This is a genomic window from Synechococcus sp. C9, from assembly GCF_022984075.1.
Taxonomy (GTDB): domain Bacteria; phylum Cyanobacteriota; class Cyanobacteriia; order Gloeomargaritales; family Gloeomargaritaceae; genus Gloeomargarita.
In genome coordinates this window covers 1-21,356 of record NZ_JALAAD010000001.1, presented here as the reverse complement: position 1 = coordinate 21,356, position 21,356 = coordinate 1, and the positions used below count along the sequence as shown (strand labels likewise).

Sequence of the window (21,356 nt, the reverse complement as noted above, 5' to 3'; positions counted from 1 at the left end):
GTTTTTAGATGGCGGTACTCGCAGAATTATCATCGCCCAACGCCAGGGCGGATTCCCCCAGGCTGGCGGAACGGCGGCGGCGACGACGGGTATCTGGGGTCGGGGATGCTACCGGGGCAGGGGCTACGACCGGGGGCGGAGTCATGGCAATTGCATCCGTTGCCTCGGTTTCAGCGGTCACCAAGGGGGTGGGCGGGGTCATCCCCTCATCCACAGGTTGGGGTTCCGGGGCAAGCGCCATCGGCAATTCCGGCTGGGTTGAGACGGGCACCTCCTCCGGTAAGCAGACTTCGACCGCCACGTCCTGGAGATGGGTTTGCCCCGTCAGCAGAAGCGGCGAAAGCCCCATTTCCGCATACACCGTTTGTTCGGCGGGGGTCATGCCCACGGTCACCACCTGGGCGGGGGCGGGGGTCGGTTTGAGCGGGCGACGGCGGAAGGTCTGGCGCTCTAGGGGTTCCTCCCGCAGACCATTACTGCTCCCGGTGCCATTGCCTCCAGAGGGAACCGGACTGGCTGAGGACGGGGTGGCAAAAGGCGGCACTTCCTGTTCGCTGCGGGGGGTCGGTTTCTCATAACGGCGGGGGCGGCGGCGGTTGGGCGCATTCCGGTCATTTCCTCCCAGGGGCGTGACGGGGTAGAGGGGGGTGGCAAAGCCCAAGTCCGGGTTGGGGCTAGGGGCAAAGCCCAAATCCTCCAAATTTTCCGAGCGTTCCCCAATCACCACCCGGGGGGGGCTAGGGGGGGTGTCGTCACTGCCTGCCTGTCCGGGCAAACGGGCTAAATGTCCCAAACCATTACAGGTGGGACAGGTCTGACCGAAGAGTTCGTAGATGTTTTGCCCCTGGCGTTTGCGGGTCAGTTCCACCAAGCCCAAATCCGACAGGTGGATAATCTGGGGGCGTGCCTTGTCGGTTTTCAGGGCTTTGCTGAAATGCTCCAGCAGTTGCAGTTGGTCCCGCCGGTCCTCCATGTCAATAAAGTCCACGATGATCACCCCGCCGATATTCCGCAGGCGCAGTTGGCGGGCAATTTCCGTCGCCGCTTCGTAATTGGTCCACAACACGGTTTCCCGGGCGGTCGCCGAGCGGGTAAAGGAACCGGAATTCACATCAATCACCGTCAGGGCTTCCGTGGGTTCGATGACGATGTAGCCCCCCTTGGGCAAATCCACCCGGGGTTTGAGGGCATCCCGAATCGCCGCATTCACCCGAAAATACTCCAGGATCGGGGTCGGTTCCCGGTGGTGATCGACCAAGACCCCCGCTGGCGGTTTGCCCCCCCCCCAATTGCTGAGCTGTTGCTTGACCCGCTTCACCCCCTCGGCGGTATCGGTGACAATGCGATTCACCTGGGCACTGTAGAAATCCCGCAGGACCCGTTGGATAAAATCATCGTCCCGGTTGAGCAGTCCCGGCGAACGTGCCATCGCCCCATCCCGCTGTATCTTTTCCCATTGGCGTTTCAGATTTTCCAAATCCTCCATCACCGCCTCTTCGCTCACCCCTTCCGCCTCGGTACGCACCAGCAGACCCATCTGGGACGGTTTGATCAACACCGCCAAAGCCCGCAGACGGTGCCGTTCATTTTCATTTTTGATGCGCTGGGAGAGAAATACCCCCCGTCCGTAGGGCATTAAAACTAAATACCGCCCCGGCAAGGTAATGTTGCCCGTCAACCGGGGGCCTTTGTTCCCCGTCGGCTCCTTCATCACCTGCACCAGCACTTTTTGTTGGGGCATGAGCAATTCGGTGATCGCCCCGGCCGTGCGTTTTAAGCGCAGGGGTCCCAAATCCGACACATGGATAAACCCGTTGCGTTCCGGGTCGCCGATATTGACAAAGGCGGCATCAATCCCCGGCAGTACATTTTCCACCACCCCCAAAAACACATCCCCCACCTGCAAATTGCCCGTTGCCACCACCAGTTCTTGAATCTGGTCATCGGCAAAAACAGCGGCGATGCGATGTTGCTCTGCCAAAATGATTTGTTTAGACATTCATACTCCTTGGATGAACCCGTCCCCCGGCTTCCACTGGTACGATCCGGTTCAACCTTTGCCCTCAAGTCACCCACCAAAAAACTATGGGTACTGACTAACTGCTGATTGGAACCGTAAAAACTTATCGCCCAAAACTGGTCAACAACCGACCCACTCGCACCAGGAATCATTCCAGGATTAGGGCATATTATAGCGTTTTCGGTCACCCATTGTTACCAACCCCAGGAACCGGGCTGTCCCTTAAACGGGCCGACCAGATTCTTCGTGATCCAGCCCCCATAAAATTCCCCCGGTTGGGGCGTGACCACCTCCCCCGCCACCAGGCACCGGTCGCACTTCTGGGCATAAAACGCCAAATGGTTTTGGATCACCCGAAAGTCCGCTGTCGGTTGGGCATAGCCCCAGGCCACCTCCCGGATCACCTGGTTGCCCATCTGCACATCGTAATAATGGGCGTACCCCTTCCATTCACAAAAACTCCTGCGGGGATTTAACCGCAAGTACTGCATCTGAATATCTTCCGGGGGCAGATAGTACACCGGCGGATGGCTGGTTTCCAAAACCCGATAGGCGTTCTGGGTGCGGGCGAGACACACCCCTTGGATATACACCTCGATCAGGTGTGCCGTCGGTTCCACTCGGGGGGGGCGGGGGTAATCCCACACGGATTCTGGGGGCATGGGGTGGGACATGGAGGTGCGGGCAAGTCACCCGTTGTGCATCACTTGGGATGTTATGGGTAGCTTACCATAGGGGCAGATGCAGTTCTGGCTGACCTCATGCTTCTCCAAAGCCTTTATCTTCTGTTTCCCCCGCTTGCTCCTCTTGGAGGGCTGCCTGCGCCATGGTTATCAAATTTCCTAATTCAATAGCATCGTTTGCAAAACTATTCTGCCATTTTAATTCACTCTCAATATCTTCTAGTAACTGTTGGGCAATTTGATCCTGAAGAAAGTCCGGCAGTTTCTGAATTTCTGTAAATGCTTTTTGCAACAGACTTGTCATCTCATCTTATGTCCATGTGAAGTATTAGATAATCGTACCATTTTCTCTGCTTTGACCATCTAATTCGGATACCAAAACATTCCCTTGATGCCCTCCGGGTCGGGGTGGAAACCCAATTCCTCATAAAAGGTGACCACATGGGGGTCGGCAAACAGGGTAATGTTGCTAATCTCTTCCCGGCGCAATTCCCGGATCATCTGGCGCATCAGGGTTTTCCCCAAGCCCTTCCCCTGAAATTCCGGGTGGATGACCACATCCCAGAGGGTGGCATTGAAGGCATGATCCGACGTTGCCCGAGCAAAGCCCACCAACCGCCGATTTTGCCCCCGTTCCTGCCAGAGGGAACCCACCAAAAAGCTAAATTCCAGGGCTTTACGCACCTTGCGAATGGGACGTTTTGCCCAGCCCACCGCATCGCACAAGGCTTCCAAGGCATAGACATCAATCTCCCGGGTGGTACTGAAGTAAATCTGCACCCGTTCCCCGTTGGCGGCGATAAACTCGTTGACCAATAACTCCCGCTCCCCAATGCCGGTGGGGCTGTCCGAGCCAAGTGCGCCAGGGAACAAACTTTTCCAGAACACCCGCAGACACCTCAATCCTTTAGCCAGTATAAACCTTGGTTTAACCCCGACCAGTTCGCCAGGGTCGCCAACCCAGGGGCATGGGTGAGATTGTACTGCAATGGTGTAATGCTAATTTTATGATTTCGTACAGTCGCCACATCCGTCGGCCAATGGTCGCTCTGCCCGCCCTCATCCGGTTCCGGTTCATCCTCAATGGCCGTCCCCGCCAACCAATAGTAGGTGCGTCCCCGGGGGTCAGTCCGTTCGTCAAATTGGTCGGTGTAGCGGCGTACCCCCTGGCGGGTCAGGCAAACCCCGGCAATCTGCTGAGCGGCCACCGCTGGAATATTCACATTTAATAAAATCGCCCCGGGCAAGGGTTCTTGGGACAATTGCTGGATCAACCCGGCGGCAAACCGGCTGGCGACCCCAAATTCCGGTTCCGTATAGCTGGCCAGGCTCAAGGCCACCCCAGGGATATTTTCGATCAACCCTTCCATCGCCGCCGACACGGTGCCGGAGTAGAGAATATCCGTACCCAGATTTTGCCCCTGGTTGATGCCGGAGACGACCAAATCCGGGGGATGGGTCAACAAACGTCCCAGAGCCAGTTTCACGCAGTCCGCCGGGGTGCCCGTACACGCCCAAGCGGTCACCGTAGGGTTAAAAAAACCCGTCACCGGCTCCACCCGAATGGGTTTATGGAGCGTCAAACCATGCCCCGTAGCCGAGCGTTCCCGATCCGGAGCCACCACCGTCACCCCATGTCCCGCCTGCGCTAGGGTATTGGCCAGGGCACGCAATCCCGGCGCAAAAATGCCATCATCATTACTAACCAAGAGGCGCATGGTGAAGGATTCCCCAATTGTGGTTGCTGGGTTACTGCGGCTCTACTGTATCAAAATTGGCATCCTCACCGTTTTCGTTAGCGCCCCTGTCCTTGCCCAAGGAGTCACACCGGAGGTGAACCTCGCCCGAGGGATTCTCACCGAACTGAACCTCCTGCGGCAAAATCCCCGCCGGTACGGGGCACAATTAAACGCCTGGACATCCTATTACCAGGGCAAACGCTGGCAACCGCCGGGGCAACCCAGCCAACGCACCCGGGAGGGGGTCAAGGGGTTACGGGAGGCACAAGCCTGGCTGAACCAAGTGCAACCCTTGGGGATTCTGCGGAGGGTCGGGGGCATTGATCAGGTCGCCCTACGCCTCATTCCCCAGAAGATCACCGCCACCCAGTTGGCAGTCGAACTGAACACCCAAGGTCACTGGGAAGGTCACGCCAGTTTTTGCCGCAGTCAGGGCTTCACCCACGCCCGTAGCATCGTGGTTTCCTGGTTGATTGATGACGGGCAAAAGCATCGCCCCAACCGTGTGAATTTGCTCAATCCCCTGTTTCGGGTGGTGGGGGTCGCTTGTGTGCCTCAGCCCCAGATGGTCTGCGTGGTGACATTTGCTGGCGGCTATCACGCCAAGTCTGCCACCCCAAGAGCAAACCCGCCCCGCCCATCGTCCCCCCAACCACCATAATGGGCACCCAAGCGGGAGGGGTATCCAAGGTGAGGAATTGCCCCAAAATTTTAATACCTGCACTGATTACCCCCGTGAGGGCAATTAACTTGAGAATCAACCATATTTCTTGTTTGGTTTCTGCGTTCATTTTTTGGTTAATTGTTACTTGCATGGATGGTGACGATAGCCAAAAATCTACACCATCAAATCCCTTGATTTTTTATTTTTCTGCCTGATGCAATTCCTGCTCCGTATCCCGGGTGAGATTTGCCCCCAAAAATTCCTGGGTGTCCGGCAATGCCATGCGTAACCGGGGCGTATCATCAATGCCAATATCCACCCGCTCAATACACACATCCAACACATGACCCCCCTGTTGTCGATCCGCACTCAAAAAATGAAAATGATACCCCGGTACATTCACCGTTTTCATATAACTGGGTGTCCAAAAACCTACCAGATCACCCTGCACATCAAAAAATTCATGCACCGGCTGGCGGGCGGCGGCTTCCACCAAACGGGTGGGTTGATTTTGCCGTTCAATGGTACGGGTACGCACCGAGCGAAATTGCCCGGAAATTTTAATCGCATAAAAGATATTGCCCGAAGGTAAAAGGGTGTCCAGATAACGCTGTAATTCCTCATAGGTTAAGGGTTGATCCAGCACCGCTGTCCAATCCGCTTGCCAAAACGTCACCGTGGCAAAAGGCGTTTTCACCTCATCCGCCACCGGGTAGGCCCGCCCATCGGAACGCAACTGCCAGACCTGTCCATCCAAAACCACCATTTCCCCATCCAAATCATTAAAGGTACCCAGACCAAAATCCCCATAATTTCGCAATTCAGCGATGGTTAAATCCCCCCGATACACCCCCTCGACTAAGGCTCCAATCGTGGAGGTTTGAAAGAGGGTTTCTTCGTCAATTTCCAAATACTGCCGCAGGGCAATGGCGACAATTTCTGCGGGGGTCTGACCGGTTTCCTGGCTACGTTTACCAAGGGCGGCTTGTAATGGCGGGGAGATATTGATGTACATGGGGTTGCCAGGGCGTGGTATTAGATTTAATATTACTAAAGAATTGTTCTCTAGGGAAACCTAGGGTGTGTCAGCGGTTGTCAGGCATGAATCTTTTTCTGCGATTAATTGGTCTGGGTTTGACCCTCTGGGGCATCTATGTCCTAGGAGAAAATATCTTTTTCACCACCCAAGCCTTCCCCTATTTTTGGCGGGGTATCGCCGCCGATGGGTCAGTGCTTGCCCTCACTGCTGGGGTGTTGATGTTGGTTTTACTGCCTAGGGATGCCAAAAGCTGGGGACTTTTGCCGATTATCTTTGCGATTGTGTTGATCATTGCCAGTGGTCGAGCGGTTTTGCAACCCACCAGTTTGTGGCAATTATTCCTATCATTGTTGGCATTAACAACGGGCTATACGTTGCTCACCACCGGGCGCATTCCCCTTTAGATTTACAGTCTTTTAAGTAGTTATGGGATACGGTTGAACCCCCCTTGCCATAGGTCAATTATGCTGATATAGCAATCCTAAATGAAAATGGAATAGGGGTCTACTTAGTTCTGGGGAATTTTTGTATGCCTACGGCACGCAAGCTAATGTAAATCAAGTAGGATTGCCATAGATTTATTTATGGGCACCTCTATTTATTCACAACGATACAAAATTATCTCGCTGGAACCCTTATATTCAGGAGAACCACGGACGGGGGCTACGCCCCTGCGACCTATTTTTAGAAGTGCCCTTATAATTTTGGCAAGGGACAGGGGGAGGAATGTTCCTGGGTTGACACGGTTAAAACCGGGCCGACTAAGGTATAACGTTCCGTCTGACCATAGACCCGATGGTTGGGTAAATTCACTTGGTCTAATTCCTGATTTTTTAATAGGATAAATGGGTGTATCGGTCGCTCTCGCCACAGACGTTCTAGGGTTTCTTGGCTATGGGCTTCCACCCGTCTGCCACTGTAAAAATCTAAGGTTCTGCGGCTGTGATGGCGGGAGAGATAAATGTCATAGCCAGGGGGGACAAATTGGCGAATGAGTGCCGCTACCGGTTTCACAGAAAATTCCGAGTTATTTAATTCCCAATTCCAGTGGGGGGTCGCCATAAATGCGACCAAAGCCAGATAAAATCCGCCGGTTAAAACTACTAAAAATTGCCGTTTTTTTTGCCAGAAGTAAAAGGTGGTTCCCCCAAACGTCATTGTTAGGATAAATAACACTCCTCCTAAGTCCACCTGTTTTGCCATGAACCCATAATAAATACCTGCCCCCGTTGCCCCAACGGTTAAAAATCCAAATAGATAAAGCCACCAGCGGGGCGGTATGGTTTTATTCTGCCAAATTTGGGTAACATTTGCTCCGACGGTCAGCGCAAAAAAAGGATAAACGGGCATGACATACCAGGGGATTTTTGTCGTCATCAAGGAAATAATGCCTAAAAATATCCCCGTGCCCAATAAACTGAGTTTTGCCCAGGATTCCTCACGTTTGCGCCAAGCCAAAAGTAATCCCCCCGGCCAAAAAAGCAACCAGGGCCAACTATGAAAAAATAAATGTTGCACATAATACCAAGGCGGCCCCGGTTCTCCACCCACCACTTCCCAGGTGCGGGCCAGACTTTGGTCGAGTAAATGCCCTTGCAAAAAGGTGGTGCCATAGTGAACCATTTGGGCGAGAAACCAACTCAAACCGGGGAGCATTCCCAGCAGTAAACCCACCCAAAAAGATAGGTTTTGGAAGATGCGGGGCTGTTCCCAAGCCAAAAATGCCAGGGCAATCACCCCCAAGGGTACGGCAATTAATCCCTTGGTCAGGGCTAACATTCCCAGCAGGCATCCCATCCCCCAACTCCAGCGGGGTTGATGACGGGTATAAGCAGTGGTGATGAGCAAAAATACCAAGCCCGTCACTACCGTGCCGTCCAACATCACCAGACGGCCATGCCGCACCACCGGCAGGAGGGTCAAAAACACCAAAGCGGCCCAGCGGGCGGTGGCTTCCTTGGCAAACACCTGCCGCCCCAGCAGATACATCCCCGGTACAGCCAAGCTACTCACCACAGCGGCGGGAAACCGGCTTGTCCAGTCCGTAATCCCCCCCAGGTGATAGCTGAGGGCGGTGAGCCAATGCACCAACGGCGGTTTGTTCAGATAGGGTTCCCCCATGCGGGTGGGAAAGAGCCAATTGCCGGTGCAAAAAATATCCCGTGCCACCAACACCACTTGCCCTTCATCCACATCCCGGAGCGGTACATTGTCCAGACCAATCAGCCAGACCAGCAACGCCAGCCCGGTCAACCCCAACAACCACTGCCAGCTTAAAGGGCGAGGGGTAACCATAACCGGCTGGAAAAACGATTGTCGGGCAATTTTTCGTAAAATACATCCCCCCCCATTTGTTGTACCTGGAAGCGACACAGGAATAACTCCCGGGCGGGGGAATGGTTTAATACGCCATTGCCCAGGGGGTCGGGTTGATCCGGGCGCAGGAGTTCTAAAAGACTCATCAAAATTGGGCCGTAGTCGGTAATCGCCACCTCCACCACCCCGCCTTGCACCAGTTGACACCAAATATCCACCCGTCCCTCCTGGGGGGAGCGTTGGCAGGCAAACCGCAGGAGTTCCGCCACAATCAACTCCAAGCGTTCCCCATCCCCTAAAATGTTTGCCTTTTCTAACCCGGATTGATGCACCCGAAACCAGACCTTATTTTGGCTGATCAGGTCGTTCATGCGGGCGGAGGCTCGGCGCAATAGACCAGACAGGGACACGGGTTGGGTCTGCAGGGTGACATCGAGGCTGAGCCAATGGGTGGCCTGAGCCTGTTTCTCCGGCCATTGCTCTGGGAATTGCTCTGGGGTCAGACGGCCCACCGCCTCGGCCCACTCCTGCCAATGCCATTGCCGTTGCCAGTTTTGACTCGCCAGGTGCAAATAGTCCCGCTCCAAGTGCTGCACCCGTTGGCTCCAGGTCAGTCCCCGCCCCAAAGCACCCGCCAACGCCTGTACCACCTGGATCAAAGCGGGGGGCCAGGTTTGTTGCGCCGTATCCAACAGCACCAGCACCCCCTGGGCAGGTTCCCCCATCGGCAGGGCGAGCATCTGGTCAATCCCCTCCCCAGTCAACCAACGGCGGGTCACCGGTTCCAACTCCACCCCGCTTTGTAACCAAGGTTCCGCCTGGGCAATCACCCGTTGCAGGAGGGGGTCCTCATGGACAGGAATGGGGTCATGGACATTGACGGCGAGGGAATCGTGGTGGGGATGGGCGGCTATCACGTGTCCGCTCTGCGCTTCAGCCGTCCAGGTCACCAAGGCCACCTGCGGTAGGGACAAGGCGGCGCTGAGATGTTGTACCAACGCCAGGGGTTGATCCAGGAGTTCCAAGCCCCGCACCAACGCCCGATACCAACGGGTTTGGGATTCGTAGGACTGTTGTAAATACCATTGGCGCACCACCGTCCCCAATTGCCGCGCTAGTGCCTGGACAAACTGGCAATCCCGGGGACTCCAATAGTGGGGTTCACTTTGGGTCAAGACCAGGAGAATGTGGGGGTTGTGCTCCGGCACCGCATTGGCCGCCAACACCGCCTGTACCCCTTGGTTTTGCAGGGTTTGCCGCCAGGTCATCAGTTTCAGTTCCGTTTGCCAGTTGGGTACGGTGATCACCACTCCCCCCTGCCGGAGTAAATCCTGATCCAATTCGTGCAAAGGTGCCAGCGGCCCCACCAAAGGCCGTTTTTTATAGCTTTGGTACACAATCTCGTAATGGCGGCTGTCGGGATTTTGGTGCAGGAGTAACCACCGTTCCCCCGGCAAATGCTGATCCAAAATTTGACCGGCGGTTTTGAGCGCCTGTTGCCAATCACTCCCCCCGTAAATCGCCTGCGCTACGCCCAAATAGACCTTTTGCTCCGTTTCCAGTCGGGCTAGGGTTTGGCTCAATTCCGCCAGGGGGGAGAGCATGGCCGCCAACTGGGCCACCCCTTGGAGCGCCGATTTATCAAACGGTTCCCAAGTCCGGGGCTGACGGCTCAGGCAACAATAAAACCCCAGCAATTGCTTGGATTCGGGAGCCAGGACAGCGGCGGCTAACAACGCCTTGGCATTGTACTGTTGCCAAAACTGGAGACTGATGGGGATGCGCTCGGCTTGGCTGGCATCATTAATCGCCACCAATTCCCCCAACATGAGATTTTGGTACAGGCCTTGGATCATCGCCAGGGGCACCACTTCCTCCCGCCGCAGTCGGGGAGCGCTGGTTTTGAGGATAAAGTGATTCGCCCGTTCGTCGTAGGCATACACCAGGGTTTGGTCCGCCCCCAGGGCCTGGTGTACCTGCTCGGCCATGAGTGCCAAGCGTTCCTCATAACTGCTCTGGGGACGGCACTTGAGCATCACCTGGGTGAGAAATTCCCCCCCTTGGCGGGTCTGCTGGTGCTGTTGCCGTTCCGCCAACCGGTGCAACTGTTGCCCCATTTCCGCTAAAAATAACCGCACCCGCAGTTTGCCATCCGGGCGCAGGGCGGCTCCCCAATCGGGAATCCCCAACCAGGCCACCCCCGTTCCCCCTGGCAGTGGACAGAGGGTGACCCCCACCGGGCGCAGGCGTTTCATTTTGTTCGCCCATTCCCCCAACTTCGGCTCCTTGCTCCAGTCGGGAATATCCAGGGGCATTGGGGACTGCAATGCCCGTTGCCACACATCCCCCGCCGTGACCGCAAACCGTTGTCGCAGGAGGGTTCCCTCTTCCTTCGGGTTGGGCACTACCCCGTCTTTGCCCACCAGGGTATTGCGGACAGCATCGTAGCTGGCTAACCACACCCAGACCGACCCGGTGCGCCCCTCGCTGGCCAGATGGGTCTGCAATTCCTGCCCCAGATAGGCGGCCGCTTGGCTCCAGACCTGTTCCGCTGTCGTGGCCGCCCGCAGTTGTTCCACCGCTTGTACCAGGGCGGTTAACTTGCTCTCTTCCGTGATGACTGCCGCTTTCAAAACCGCCAGAGCCTTTGGGAATAGTACCAGCTTACCAGGGTCACCGGGAGGCTTCCAGCCGGTCAATCAAGCCAGCCACCGTATCCAGGGCCCGGTCAATCGTTGCCGGTTGGGTCAAATCCACCCCCACGTACTGCTGTAACGCCCCGATCTGCTCCTGGGAACCGCCGCTGGCCAGCAGTTGCAAATACCCGGGGATAAACTCCCGCCCGTGCTGACGGTACTGCTGATAGCAAGCCAAACTCACCACACTAGAAGCGGTGTATTGGTAGCAGTAATAGGGCTTGAAAAAAATGTGCCCGATGCGTGCCCAGTCCACCCCATGTTCCGGCAGTACCTCCACCGCATCGCCACCCAACTCCTGATAAAGTTGCATCCAGGTTTGATTGACAAATTCGTGGTCAAAACTGCCCTGGGTCGCCCCTTCATGGATGGCTAATTCTAGGCGGCTGATCGTGCTTTGTCGGAAAATTAAATTCAACTGATCCTCGATCAAACGCACCAACAACACCCGTTGCAATTGCGGTTGGTCGCTCGCCCGCTCCAGCAGATAATCCAGCAATAACAATTCATTAAACACCGATGCCACCTCTGCCAACACCATCGGCGGATTGCTGTTGAAATAGGTCTGCGCCTCCCCAATCCAAGCAAAATGCAACCCATGCCCCATTTCGTGCGCCAAAGTAAACAGGGAATTGTAATCCGCTGCATAGGAAAGCAATAGATAACTGTGTTTGCCATACACATAGGAGCAAAACGCCCCCCCCTGCTTGCCGGGACGCAGTTGGGCATCCACCCACCGCTTTTGGAAAAATTGTTCCGCCCGCTGGCGATAGGTGTCGCTAAATTCCCCCAACGCCCCCAGGAGCAGTGCAATCCCCCGGTCGTAGTCAATCCGAGTGTCCACCGGCGGTTGGCTCGGCCAGGGTGCTAACACATCACAGGTGCGGATTTTTTGCCCCAGGGCTTCCCCCTTACGCCGGTAATACCGTTGGAATAGGTCATACCGTGCCCGGGTACCGTCCATCACCGCCCTAAATACCGCCTCCGGCACCTCATCCGCCAGCAATTGCTTCGCCAGGGTCGAGGGATAGCCCCGCAGTTGGTTTTCCAGGCGATGATCCTGCGCCAATGTACTTAAAATGTACCCATAAAGTAAATTGTGTTCCGCCAGTCGCTCCCGGATGCTGGTGTAGGCTTGGTAACGGGTGTCCGCATCCCCGTGAAACAGCAGAGCCCCCAATTCCGCCTCCAGGGTGGCCGTTGTGCCCTCCGGGGTGGTCACCGGGCGGTAGGTCAAAGCCCCTTGGTGCAAAGAACGCAGTTGGATAAAGGCCTGTCGTCCCGTCAAGCTCGCCTGGTTGCGGGTTTGCTCCACCGCCTCCGGCAGTTGGTAGGGTTGGGTCAACTGGAGCCGTTCCAGATAATGCCGGTAGCCCGCCAAGTCCGGTGCCTGGCTCAGGCTGGTTAACTGCGCCGCCGGTAACTGTTGCAATTCCAGGGAGAAAAACAACACCTGATTTTCAATCTCGGTCGCCGCTTGCATTACCTGATCCAGCCGTTGCCGAGCCAGGGTATTTTGGGTATCTGCCGCAAACATTAACGCGGGATAGGCATAGGCATAACCCACCCGTTCCCAGAGGGATTCCAGGGTTTGCAGTGCCGTACGCACCTCCAGGGGGGTCAACGTCGCCACCCTGCCCCGGTAGGTCTCCCGAAACCGCCCCGCCTGCGCCTGCAACGCCTGCACATCCTGATCCAGCCGGGGGTCTGCCAGGCTGTGGTACAAATCCGATAAATCCCACTCTTGGGCGTAGGTGACGGTCATGAACGCTTCCTGCTAAGGGTACTGTTCCCATGATGCCCCAATCAGCGCCAGAGCGACGACCGGTGCGGTGACGGTACGCAAAACCCGCCCCCCCAGGGACACCACCTGCCCCCCCTGGGTCTGCAACCAAGCCATTTCCGCCGGACTCCAGCCCCCCTCCGGCCCGATGAGTACCGCCAAAGCCGTCGGTTCCGGGCGCAGTACAGTTACCAGATGTGGCAATTCCGGTGCTGGGTCGCACACCAATTTGGGCATATCCCCCACCTGCGCTAGGGCTGTGACCAGAGGTTGAGCCGGAAACACCGCCGGTATCCATTGCCGCCAGGACTGTTCCGCCGCTTCTACCGCAATCCGCCGCCACCGTTCAATGCGCCCAGGGCCCGGTTGTACCTGTGTTCGTTCTGTAAGCAGTGGCCAAATCTGCCGCACCCCCAGTTCCGTCGCCTGCCGTACCACCTGATCCATCCCATCCCCCTTGGGAATTCCCATCAGCAGTGCGATTGGGGCAGGCAGTTCCCGCCAAATAGATAGTAATTCCCCCAACTGCGCCAGAGTCGGGGTGAGCAATTGCGCCCGCCACCAATGCCCCTGACCGTCCATCGCAATAAATTCATCCCCCACCGCCAACCGCAACACCCGCCCCAGGTAATGGCTTTGCGCCGGGGTCAAATGCACCTGTTGCCCCTGAATTTGTTGGGGGTGAATCGTCAACCGCTGATACCCCGCCAGGGCGTTCATGGGCTGAGCAACCCCAGGGTTTGGAACCGATGGGCACCCGTGAGGTTCATATCCTGTTGGTTGGCGCCGGTCAGATTGGCGTGAAATAAATTGGTCGCCCGCAGGTCTGCCCCGCTCAGATTCGCCCCTTGCAGTTGGGCAAAACCCAGATTACTAAAGGGCAAACGGGCTTGGGTGAGATTGGCACCTTGCAGTTGGGCTTCAAATAAATTGCTCCCACCCAAAAACGCTTGGGTCAAATTAGCGCCCTGCAATTCCCCCCGCACCAGGTTCGCCACGTATAAATTCACCCCGGTTAAATCAGCATTTTGCAAATTCACCCCGTAGGCATTGACCCCCGCCAAATAGGCACCCTGCAACTTAGCTTGGGATAAGCGAGTAAACACCAAAATGGTATTGGTCAAATTCGCCCCCTGTAAATTCGCTCCAGTTAAATCCTGATCCTGCAAATCCGCCCGACTCAGGTCACAATTCGGGCATTGTTTGGTGGTTTTTAATTGCGCCAATTGCACCGGGTCATACGCCCCCATAGGAATCGCACTGCCCAGGGACATTCCCAGGATGAAGGATTGGATGACAACCTTTTTCATAACCCACCGCCGCATAGGGTACAGCGCATTGTTAAACCTCTAAGCATGGATCGCCGGAACTTAGCTCCCAGTCTTTGTTTTCAGTTATACCAGTATTGTAGCCAGATAACTTTCTTTTGGTGCTAATCATATTAAGAGTACCCTTAATTTTATCCCTCATACTAATTTACCATTACTTGAATAAGATTGCCCCATACACGCATTTATAGCACTATAGTTCTGAAGACCCCAATATCTTACTACACGACAAGAAAAAAAGAACACCAACAACAAAGTTTTAGATGTTAAAATATAGGAGTCTTAAATTCTATGACGTATAATGAGTGTGACTGTAACCCATCACATCCTCCGCCATTTTCTCTGCAGATTTTATCCGTATCTCCCCTGACATCAGCTTGGGTAACCGGCGATCGCTTATTTCCTCTATTGGTAGTTGTGGTTAGCGATTTTTGCATAAAGCACAACAGGATCGAAGTCTGCACCATTCTCCCAGCAAATGGTTCCTAAATCTGGATTGACTCTAACAGTAGTAAAATATGCTAGGTCTTGGAGCAGTTCAAAGATGCCGCTAAATTTAATAATTTCTGCTAGATCAACAATGCCCTCTATACCATCTTCAAAGTTAAGATGCGGTTGATAGTCTTTGATTGGTTTTACAGCAGTAATATCTTTCACCATTGGGATATGTTTTGCGGTTGTAGGTTATTAGCTAAGCGAATCAAACCGTCAATGGATAGGTCTTCATCAATGGTGAACCAGTGGATACCATAGCCAGATGGGGAAATTTTATAGAAGTTTCGTTCTGCTTCGGTAGCTTGAGCTAGCCGTTTGGATGCTCGATCAATGGGAATGTGATAGGTCGAGCCATCCACCGTTAAAATCATATTCTCTTGGTCAAAAGTGAGGCTTTGCACTATGTGATGTTTACTCATAGCTGATCTCCAAAATAAGTGTTCCAAGCTTCCACAATTTCATCAAAATTTTGTAGAATAATTTTACGCACCTCTCTAGTATCTCGCTTAGTCATATTATAAGCATAGGCTTCTCGAATGTCATATAGTTCCAAATCGAGCCAGTATTTGCATTCAGCTTCTCCCTTTTGGGCGTGGATGTGGATTGGTTCTGCTCCTTCGTTGGAATAGAAATGAAATCTCCAGCCACGCAAATATAGGACGGTTGGCACTACAGCACATCCTCCACCGGTTGCTCTGCAGATTTTACCCGAATCTCCCCTGACATTAGCTTGGGAAATTTTAATAGCCATTCCTGCTCGATCGTTTTAAGAGATTCCAGCATTGCAGTTAGATCACCGTTAAATTGAGCATCTCGATCGGCTCGGATTTTATGTAGTTCCTCGATAATTGGATCATTCCACATGGTCATCTCCTAAAAGGTCTTCAGGTGTACCGATAATCGAGGGTTGTATCCTGCCTCTCTACATATATTTTCTATCACAGGGCGTTTATTAGCATTGGCAACTAGATAAGAGCCATTCTGAGGGTTATCAGTCCATGCTCTAGAGGAAAGCTACATCAGAAGGGGCTACATCGTGGAAAATAGAGACTATTCTTTTGGCTACACAAGACTTTCACGATATAGTAATCCTACTTGATTAGTGAGCAGAAATCCCCCAGAACGGGGCGGTGCCCTGCGACCCCTATTCCATTTTCAGTTGGTATTACTATAGGCAATAATTTATGAACAAAAATTCCCCAGAACCAGGACGGGTGATGTCCTGCGACCCTTGAGGTTGAATTGATTTTGTAAATATAAAATTTCATGCACAATTGACGGGTGATTGCGACAACTCATTTAGCGATTGTTCCCACCAGCGAACGCAATTGACCACAAGCCGCCTGGGCAGACAAACCCCGGGTTTGCCGCACCGTCACCGCAATATGCTCCCCTGCCAAAATCCTTTGGAACGCCTGCACCTGCTCCATCGTGGGGCGTTGATAGTCCGCATCGGCGATGGGATTGTAGGGAATCAAATTCACATGGCTTTGAAAACCCCGCAGTAACTTCGCCAGCTGATGGGCTAACTCCGGGGTGTCATTGACCCCACGCAACAGGGTGTATTCAAAACTCACCCGCCGCTTTGTCCGTGCCACATAATCCCGACAGTCCGCCAATAACTGCTCCAAGGGATAATGGCGACCACTGGGAATCAACCGCTGGCGCAACTCCTGGGTGGGGGCGTGCAAACTCACCGCCAACGTGGTCTGGAGTTGGGCTTGGGCAAGGCGTGCAATTTGCTGGGGCACCCCCACCGTAGAAATGGTCATCGCCCGCTGGGAAATGCCACAGTCCTGATGCAAGCGGTGAATGGCAGTTACCAGGGCATCCAGGTTCAGCAACGGCTCCCCCATCCCCATAAACACCAGGTGGGACACCCGGCGTGCCATGTCCGTTTGCACCGTCAACACCTGATCCAAAATTTCATGCACCGCTAAATTGCGGGTAAAACCCTGTTTGCCAGTGGCGCAAAAATCACAAGCCATCGGACAACCCACCTGGGACGAAACACACACGGTCAACCGATCCGCACTGGGAATACCGACGGTTTCAATCAGATTGCCGTCATGCAATTGTAATAAATACTTGACCGTCCCATCCCGAGCAATCCACCGCTGAGCTATGTGGGAACGCCCCAGTTCCAGTTGCGCCTGCTCCCGCCAGGATTTGGGAAACACGGTAATGTCCTGAAAGTGCCGCACCCCCCGCTGGTAGAGCCATTGGTGCAGTTGTTTTGCCCGGTAGGCGGGTTGCCCCTGCGCCGTGACCCAGGCGGTGAGTTCAGTCAGGGTTTGCCCCAACAGGGGACGGCTGTGCATGGCGGTGACGAGAATCGGGGTTTGCAATTTCTAGGGTAACGGATGGGAGGGCTTCAGGTCGGCTCCAACTGCTCTAAGGGTAATTGGAAATACTCCCGTGCCGCCTGACAATCCCGGTGAATTTGGGCTTTCAGGGCACTCACCCCGCTGAATTTTTGTTCGGGACGCAAAAAATGCCGCAGAGCCACCCGCAGACGTTGCCCATACAAATCCCCCCGCCATCCCAACACATGCACTTCCGCCGTCAGGGTTTGCCCATCCACCGTCGGGCGGTATCCCAAATTCATCACCCCCGGTTGCGCCTGTAGCTCCCGCTCTGCCGTCACTTCCACGCAGTACACCCCCTGGCGGGGTAAAAATTTCCGTGCCGGTAACTGTAAATTGGCGGTCGGAAAGCCCAACCCATGTCCCAGGGATTGCCCCCGTACCACCTCACCGATCAGCTCATAGGGTCGTCCCAACAAACGCTGTACCTGTTCCGGTTGTCCCGCCAGCAGTAATTCCCGCACCCGGGAACTGCTAATGCGCTCTCCATCTACAGTACATTCTGGGATAATGGTGACGGTGATGCCCGCTTCTTGCCCTAATTTTTGCAGTAATTCCGCATTACCCTGCCGTTCTCGCCCAAAACAAAAATCAAAACCCACACTGATCCGCTGGGCGTGTAGGTGTTGGACAATAATTTCATCAAAAAATGCCGCCGGGGTCAACTGTGCCAACTCCCGGTCAAAGGTAAGTAATACCAATTGCTGTACGCCCCAACTCGCCAGAATTTCCTGTTTTTCTGCTAAGGGGGTTAACAGGGCACGGGGTTGACCGCTGAAATACTCCACCGGATGGGGACGAAAGGTAACCACCGTTGCCCACAGATTGGGGTCAGCCAAAATCGGGTCCATGACCGCCCGGTGTCCTCGGTGCAGGCCATCAAAATTCCCCAGGGCAATGGCCGTTGGGGTCAAAATATGGGTCAGGGTTTCGGTTGTCCACACGCTTTACATTTTGACACATTTTAGACAGGGTTCCTGCCCGATGCGGGAACCGGAATTGCATCCCACCCCAAAATATCTCGCTGGCTTCCGAAATGATGACCCGCCATGATCATATAGCCATCCTATTTGATTGGCGTTCGCTGGCGTGCCGTAGGCATACCGAAATTCTCCAGAACCAAGAGCGGGGGTGCCCCCTGCGACCGCTAACTTTGAATTTACAGAGGTGCCCTAGAGTTGATTCCCGATGAATGCTCTTTCCATAGGAATTTGCAATTGACCTATTTTTAGTACAAAAGAATTCTCTAGTACTAAGTTATAGGGCAAATAGTTCCTAACGTCTGCCCCCAGTCACCTGCGCCACCAGAGCCATCACCGCACTGCGGGTGAGTTTCGTTTGTCCCTGGGCCAAAGCCCCCAAGGTCGCATGGGCTAAAGCCAAAGGAATTTGGCAAAAACTCAGAGCCGGGCCATCCCCCAGGGAAGCATTATAGGCATCCGCTAAGGCGAGATTCCGGCGGGCATAGGCGTGCATTTCCTCCTTGCCCCAACCATCCGGGAAAAAACTCACCCCCCGCCGCTGGTCTTCCCCGTGATTCCGCAGGATATTCACCGCCTGCAACCCCCGCCCAAAACCGATGGCTAGGGAACGGTTGGTCTGCGTCCCGTCGTACCAGGCCCATAAATCCGAGAGCAATAACCCCACGGCCCCCGCCACCCCAAAGGTATAGCGATCCAGGTCCGCCTCGGTCTGAATCCGCCAGTTGCAGGAAGCCCAGTAGGCCATCCGGTCCGCCATTGCCGCCGTCGCATCCCACACCCGGGGGGCAATCGTCGGGGGAGCCAAAAGTGCCCATTCCCCAATCCGCACCGTCACCTCCGGCAGAGGGGTTTGATGCACCGCCAACGCCAGGGACAAATCATTCACCGCAAACGTATCCGTCGCCGCCTCCAGGGTCAAGCTCACCGAGCGGAGCAATTTTACCTTGGTGGCATTATCCAAATCCGGGTGGTCTTCAATTTCATCAATCGCCCGCATACAGAGGTAGGCGGAAGTCACCGCTTCCTGGAGACCTGAAGGCAGGCCACTGATGGGAATGAAAAACGTGCGGCTCGTTTCCTTGAGCAACTCTAAAGCACCCCGGCGCAGATCCATCCGCTCAACTCCTTTCCACCACTACACACACCATACCATTAGCGCAAAGTATAGCGGAAAAAAACCAGTTCTCCTACCCATCCGCCAAATTTACCGGTAAAACCACCGATTCAGACCTAGGATGCACCCCCAAAGGTATCGCCAAGGGCTGGGCAACCCGCTGGTAATAGCGTCCCAGAGCCATTAACGGGAAGTGTTGATAATACAAGTTATAGCGTAGGTAAAAATGCTGGGGAAAGCCCGTGCCGGTAAACAGGGTTTCCGACCAGGAACCATCGGTCTGCTGTTGCGCCAACAGGTAATCAATCCCCCGTTCAACCGCCGGTTCCGCCGTACCCCCAGCGGCAAGCAACCCCAATACCCCCCAGGCGGTTTGGGACACCGTACTCACGCCCTGCCCCTGCAAAGACGGGTCTTGGTAACTGCGGCAGGTTTCCCCCCACCCCCCATCGGGATTTTGGTGCGCCAACAACCACGTCCGCCCCCGCTGGCACGCCCGTTCGGCAATCGGTTCCCCCCGCAACGCCGCCAACACCCCACTTGTCCCGTAAATGTAATTCACCCCCCACCGCCCAAACCAACTCCCCGTCGGCTCCTGGACTTGGAGTAAATAATGCACCGCCCGTTGGTACACCGGGAGCGGCAAACTCGCCCCTGGGTAATGCGCCATTTCCAACACCCGTGCGGTCACATCCGCCGTGCCAGGGTCAATCATCGCCCGCAAATCCCCATAGGGCAGAGCATTCAGCCATTCCTGGTTGTTGTCCTTGTCAAAAGCCCCCCAGGAACCATTAGTACATTGCATAGACACAATCCAATCCACTGCCCGCCGGATCGCCTGCTGTTTCTCCCGTTCATTGGGCAAACGGATTTGTGCCAAAGCCATCACCACCACCGCCGTATCGTCCACATCCGGGTAATAGCGGTTATCAAACTCAAACGCCCAACCCCCCGGACGGGCATGGGGATTTTTCACCGCCCAATCCCCGTAGGTATTCAAAATCTGCTTTTGTAATAACCATTGCCCCGCTCGCACCAGGGCTGGATGGTCGGGAGCCAACCCACTGTCCACCAACGCCCGCACCGTCAAAGCCGTATCCCACACCGGCGAGACACAGGGTTGCATCCAGTATTCACGTTCACGCTCAACACAGAACTTCTCAACCGCTTGAAACCCCCGCACCACCGCCGGTTCCGCCAAGTCATAGTCCAGACAACGTAACGCCAAGAGCGAATTGACCATCGCCGGTTGAATGCCCCCCCAATCCCCGGTTTCTTCCTGCCGTTGCAAAATCCATTGTTCCGCCTCGATTAAACCCTCCGGTCTGAATGGGGTAAGGTTCCAAGTTTCTGCGAATTTGAACCCCTGATCTAGCCAGACAAAAATATCTGTCCAATCTCCTTTTTGGGGTAATTCATAACGGCGTTCGCTGGGGGATTCAACATACAATTCATCTAAATTAAATCCCTGGGGATAAATGGGTTTTTTATCAAAGACAATAATCAACGGCACGGTGCTACTTCTCGCCCAACTGGACATTTCATAGATGCTAAAGAAACCCCCAGCAGGTAACAGCATCAACCAAGGGGGCAACGAGGGCAAACCTTGCCAATCATAACAACCAAGCAACGCCAAATTGAGTTTGGTAAAAATGCGGGCACGGGTCACACCACCCCGGGAAAGAATCAGGGTTTTGGCTTTTGCTAAAGCGGGTTCATTCGCACTACAACCTAGTAAACGCAACGCCATGTAGGCTTCAATGGTGCAATTCAAATCCCCCCCATCATCGTAATATAATTCCCAGCCCCCATGTTCCCGTTGCTGGTTGAGAATATAGGTTTTAATTTTCTCTAGGGGTAAACGCTCAGGAATGCCCCAAATAAAGTACAAAAGCACCAATTCCGCCGTCATGGTCACATTCGATTCCAGGGTTGCCCACCAATACCCATCAGGATGTTGTAGGGACAGTAAATAATCGTGACTGCGGCTGATGCTTTGTTTGAGTTTTGCCAAATCAACGGTGGTCATAGGGTTCCTAGTGCGACAAGCCATTTCTATTTATATCAGGAGCAGGCACCTCTGCAACTTATTTTTGGGGATGTGCCCTAGCAATCTAAGTTATGATTGGG

At 54.5% G+C, this 21,356-nt stretch carries 21 protein-coding genes; 2 read left to right on the top strand and 19 right to left on the bottom strand.

Going from position 1 to position 21,356, the window contains the following annotated elements:
- Nucleotides 1-4: 4 nt before the first annotated feature.
- The 5 genes from MLD66_RS00105 to surE form a co-directional block, all read right to left on the bottom strand.
- A complete protein-coding gene (locus MLD66_RS00105) occupies nt 5-1,999 on the bottom strand; it encodes an Rne/Rng family ribonuclease (RefSeq protein ID WP_247214922.1) in 1,995 nt (664 codons plus the stop codon).
- Between the two features lie 215 nt (nt 2,000-2,214).
- Nucleotides 2,215-2,694 carry a DUF427 domain-containing protein gene (locus MLD66_RS00100; RefSeq protein WP_247214921.1) on the bottom strand — a complete coding sequence of 160 codons (480 nt, stop codon included), beginning with the start codon at nt 2,692-2,694 and terminating at the stop codon, nt 2,215-2,217.
- An 85-nt stretch (nt 2,695-2,779) separates the two neighbouring features.
- A complete protein-coding gene (locus MLD66_RS00095) occupies nt 2,780-3,007 on the bottom strand; it encodes a hypothetical protein (RefSeq protein WP_247214920.1) in 228 nt (75 codons plus the stop codon).
- 59 nt (nt 3,008-3,066) lie between these two features.
- Entirely contained in the window at nt 3,067-3,537 is a 471-nt protein-coding gene (locus MLD66_RS00090; RefSeq protein WP_247218858.1) for a GNAT family N-acetyltransferase, read from the bottom strand.
- 65 nt (nt 3,538-3,602) lie between these two features.
- The gene (gene surE / locus MLD66_RS00085; protein ID WP_247214919.1) at nt 3,603-4,421 is read right to left on the bottom strand and encodes a 5'/3'-nucleotidase SurE; all 819 of its coding nucleotides are present in this window, start codon (nt 4,419-4,421) and stop codon (nt 3,603-3,605) included.
- Between surE and MLD66_RS00080 the strand changes: the two genes are divergently transcribed.
- Entirely contained in the window at nt 4,420-5,103 is a 684-nt protein-coding gene (locus tag MLD66_RS00080; protein ID WP_247214918.1) for a hypothetical protein, read from the top strand. The genes surE and MLD66_RS00080 overlap by 2 nt on opposite strands.
- A 202-nt stretch (nt 5,104-5,305) precedes the next feature.
- On the opposite strand, the gene budA is transcribed toward MLD66_RS00080, so the two are convergent.
- Nucleotides 5,306-6,121, bottom strand: coding sequence for an acetolactate decarboxylase (gene budA / locus MLD66_RS00075; RefSeq protein WP_247214916.1), 816 nt, complete (start codon nt 6,119-6,121; stop codon nt 5,306-5,308).
- Between the two features lie 86 nt (nt 6,122-6,207).
- Here budA and MLD66_RS00070 point away from each other — a divergent pair, with 86 nt between their 5' ends.
- Entirely contained in the window at nt 6,208-6,549 is a 342-nt protein-coding gene (locus MLD66_RS00070; RefSeq protein ID WP_247214915.1) for a hypothetical protein, read from the top strand.
- A 292-nt stretch (nt 6,550-6,841) separates the two neighbouring features.
- On the opposite strand, the gene MLD66_RS00065 is transcribed toward MLD66_RS00070, so the two are convergent.
- The 13 genes from MLD66_RS00065 to shc all read right to left on the bottom strand — a co-directional run bounded on the left by MLD66_RS00065 (nt 6,842) and on the right by shc (nt 21,255).
- On the bottom strand, nt 6,842-8,440 hold the full coding sequence (locus tag MLD66_RS00065; RefSeq protein ID WP_247214914.1) for a glycosyltransferase family 39 protein: 1,599 nt from the start codon (nt 8,438-8,440) through the stop codon (nt 6,842-6,844).
- Entirely contained in the window at nt 8,419-11,094 is a 2,676-nt protein-coding gene (locus tag MLD66_RS00060) for a GAF domain-containing protein (protein ID WP_247214913.1), read from the bottom strand. Before MLD66_RS00060 ends, MLD66_RS00065 begins: the two co-directional genes overlap by 22 nt.
- 40 nt (nt 11,095-11,134) lie before the next feature.
- The gene (locus MLD66_RS00055; protein ID WP_247214912.1) at nt 11,135-12,922 is read right to left on the bottom strand and encodes a M3 family metallopeptidase; all 1,788 of its coding nucleotides are present in this window, start codon (nt 12,920-12,922) and stop codon (nt 11,135-11,137) included.
- 12 nt (nt 12,923-12,934) lie between these two features.
- Complete coding sequence (locus tag MLD66_RS00050) at nt 12,935-13,660, bottom strand: 16S rRNA (uracil(1498)-N(3))-methyltransferase (protein WP_247214911.1); 726 nt, start codon at nt 13,658-13,660, stop codon at nt 12,935-12,937.
- Complete coding sequence (locus tag MLD66_RS00045) at nt 13,657-14,250, bottom strand: pentapeptide repeat-containing protein (protein WP_247214910.1); 594 nt, start codon at nt 14,248-14,250, stop codon at nt 13,657-13,659. The genes MLD66_RS00050 and MLD66_RS00045 overlap by 4 nt, the downstream gene beginning before the upstream one ends.
- Before the next feature lie 423 nt (nt 14,251-14,673).
- Nucleotides 14,674-14,928, bottom strand: coding sequence for a DUF2442 domain-containing protein (locus MLD66_RS00040; protein WP_247214909.1), 255 nt, complete (start codon nt 14,926-14,928; stop codon nt 14,674-14,676).
- Nucleotides 14,922-15,182 carry a DUF2442 domain-containing protein gene (locus tag MLD66_RS00035; RefSeq protein WP_247214908.1) on the bottom strand — a complete coding sequence of 87 codons (261 nt, stop codon included), beginning with the start codon at nt 15,180-15,182 and terminating at the stop codon, nt 14,922-14,924. Before MLD66_RS00035 ends, MLD66_RS00040 begins: the two co-directional genes overlap by 7 nt.
- Nucleotides 15,179-15,433, bottom strand: coding sequence for a DUF4160 domain-containing protein (locus tag MLD66_RS00030; protein WP_247214907.1), 255 nt, complete (start codon nt 15,431-15,433; stop codon nt 15,179-15,181). The genes MLD66_RS00035 and MLD66_RS00030 overlap by 4 nt, the downstream gene beginning before the upstream one ends.
- A complete protein-coding gene (locus MLD66_RS00025) occupies nt 15,433-15,633 on the bottom strand; it encodes a hypothetical protein (protein WP_247214906.1) in 201 nt (66 codons plus the stop codon). The genes MLD66_RS00030 and MLD66_RS00025 overlap by 1 nt, the downstream gene beginning before the upstream one ends.
- 425 nt (nt 15,634-16,058) lie before the next feature.
- A complete protein-coding gene (gene rlmN / locus MLD66_RS00020) occupies nt 16,059-17,084 on the bottom strand; it encodes a 23S rRNA (adenine(2503)-C(2))-methyltransferase RlmN (RefSeq protein WP_247218856.1) in 1,026 nt (341 codons plus the stop codon).
- A gap of 53 nt (nt 17,085-17,137) precedes the next feature.
- Nucleotides 17,138-18,073 carry a bifunctional riboflavin kinase/FAD synthetase gene (locus MLD66_RS00015; protein ID WP_247214905.1) on the bottom strand — a complete coding sequence of 312 codons (936 nt, stop codon included), beginning with the start codon at nt 18,071-18,073 and terminating at the stop codon, nt 17,138-17,140.
- Between the two features lie 331 nt (nt 18,074-18,404).
- Complete coding sequence (locus MLD66_RS00010; RefSeq protein ID WP_247214904.1) at nt 18,405-19,226, bottom strand: phytoene/squalene synthase family protein; 822 nt, start codon at nt 19,224-19,226, stop codon at nt 18,405-18,407.
- Between the two features lie 73 nt (nt 19,227-19,299).
- Nucleotides 19,300-21,255: a squalene--hopene cyclase gene (gene shc, locus MLD66_RS00005; RefSeq protein ID WP_247214903.1), complete on the bottom strand. Its 1,956-nt coding sequence runs from the start codon at nt 21,253-21,255 to the stop codon at nt 19,300-19,302.
- Between the last annotated feature and the right edge of the window lie 101 nt (nt 21,256-21,356).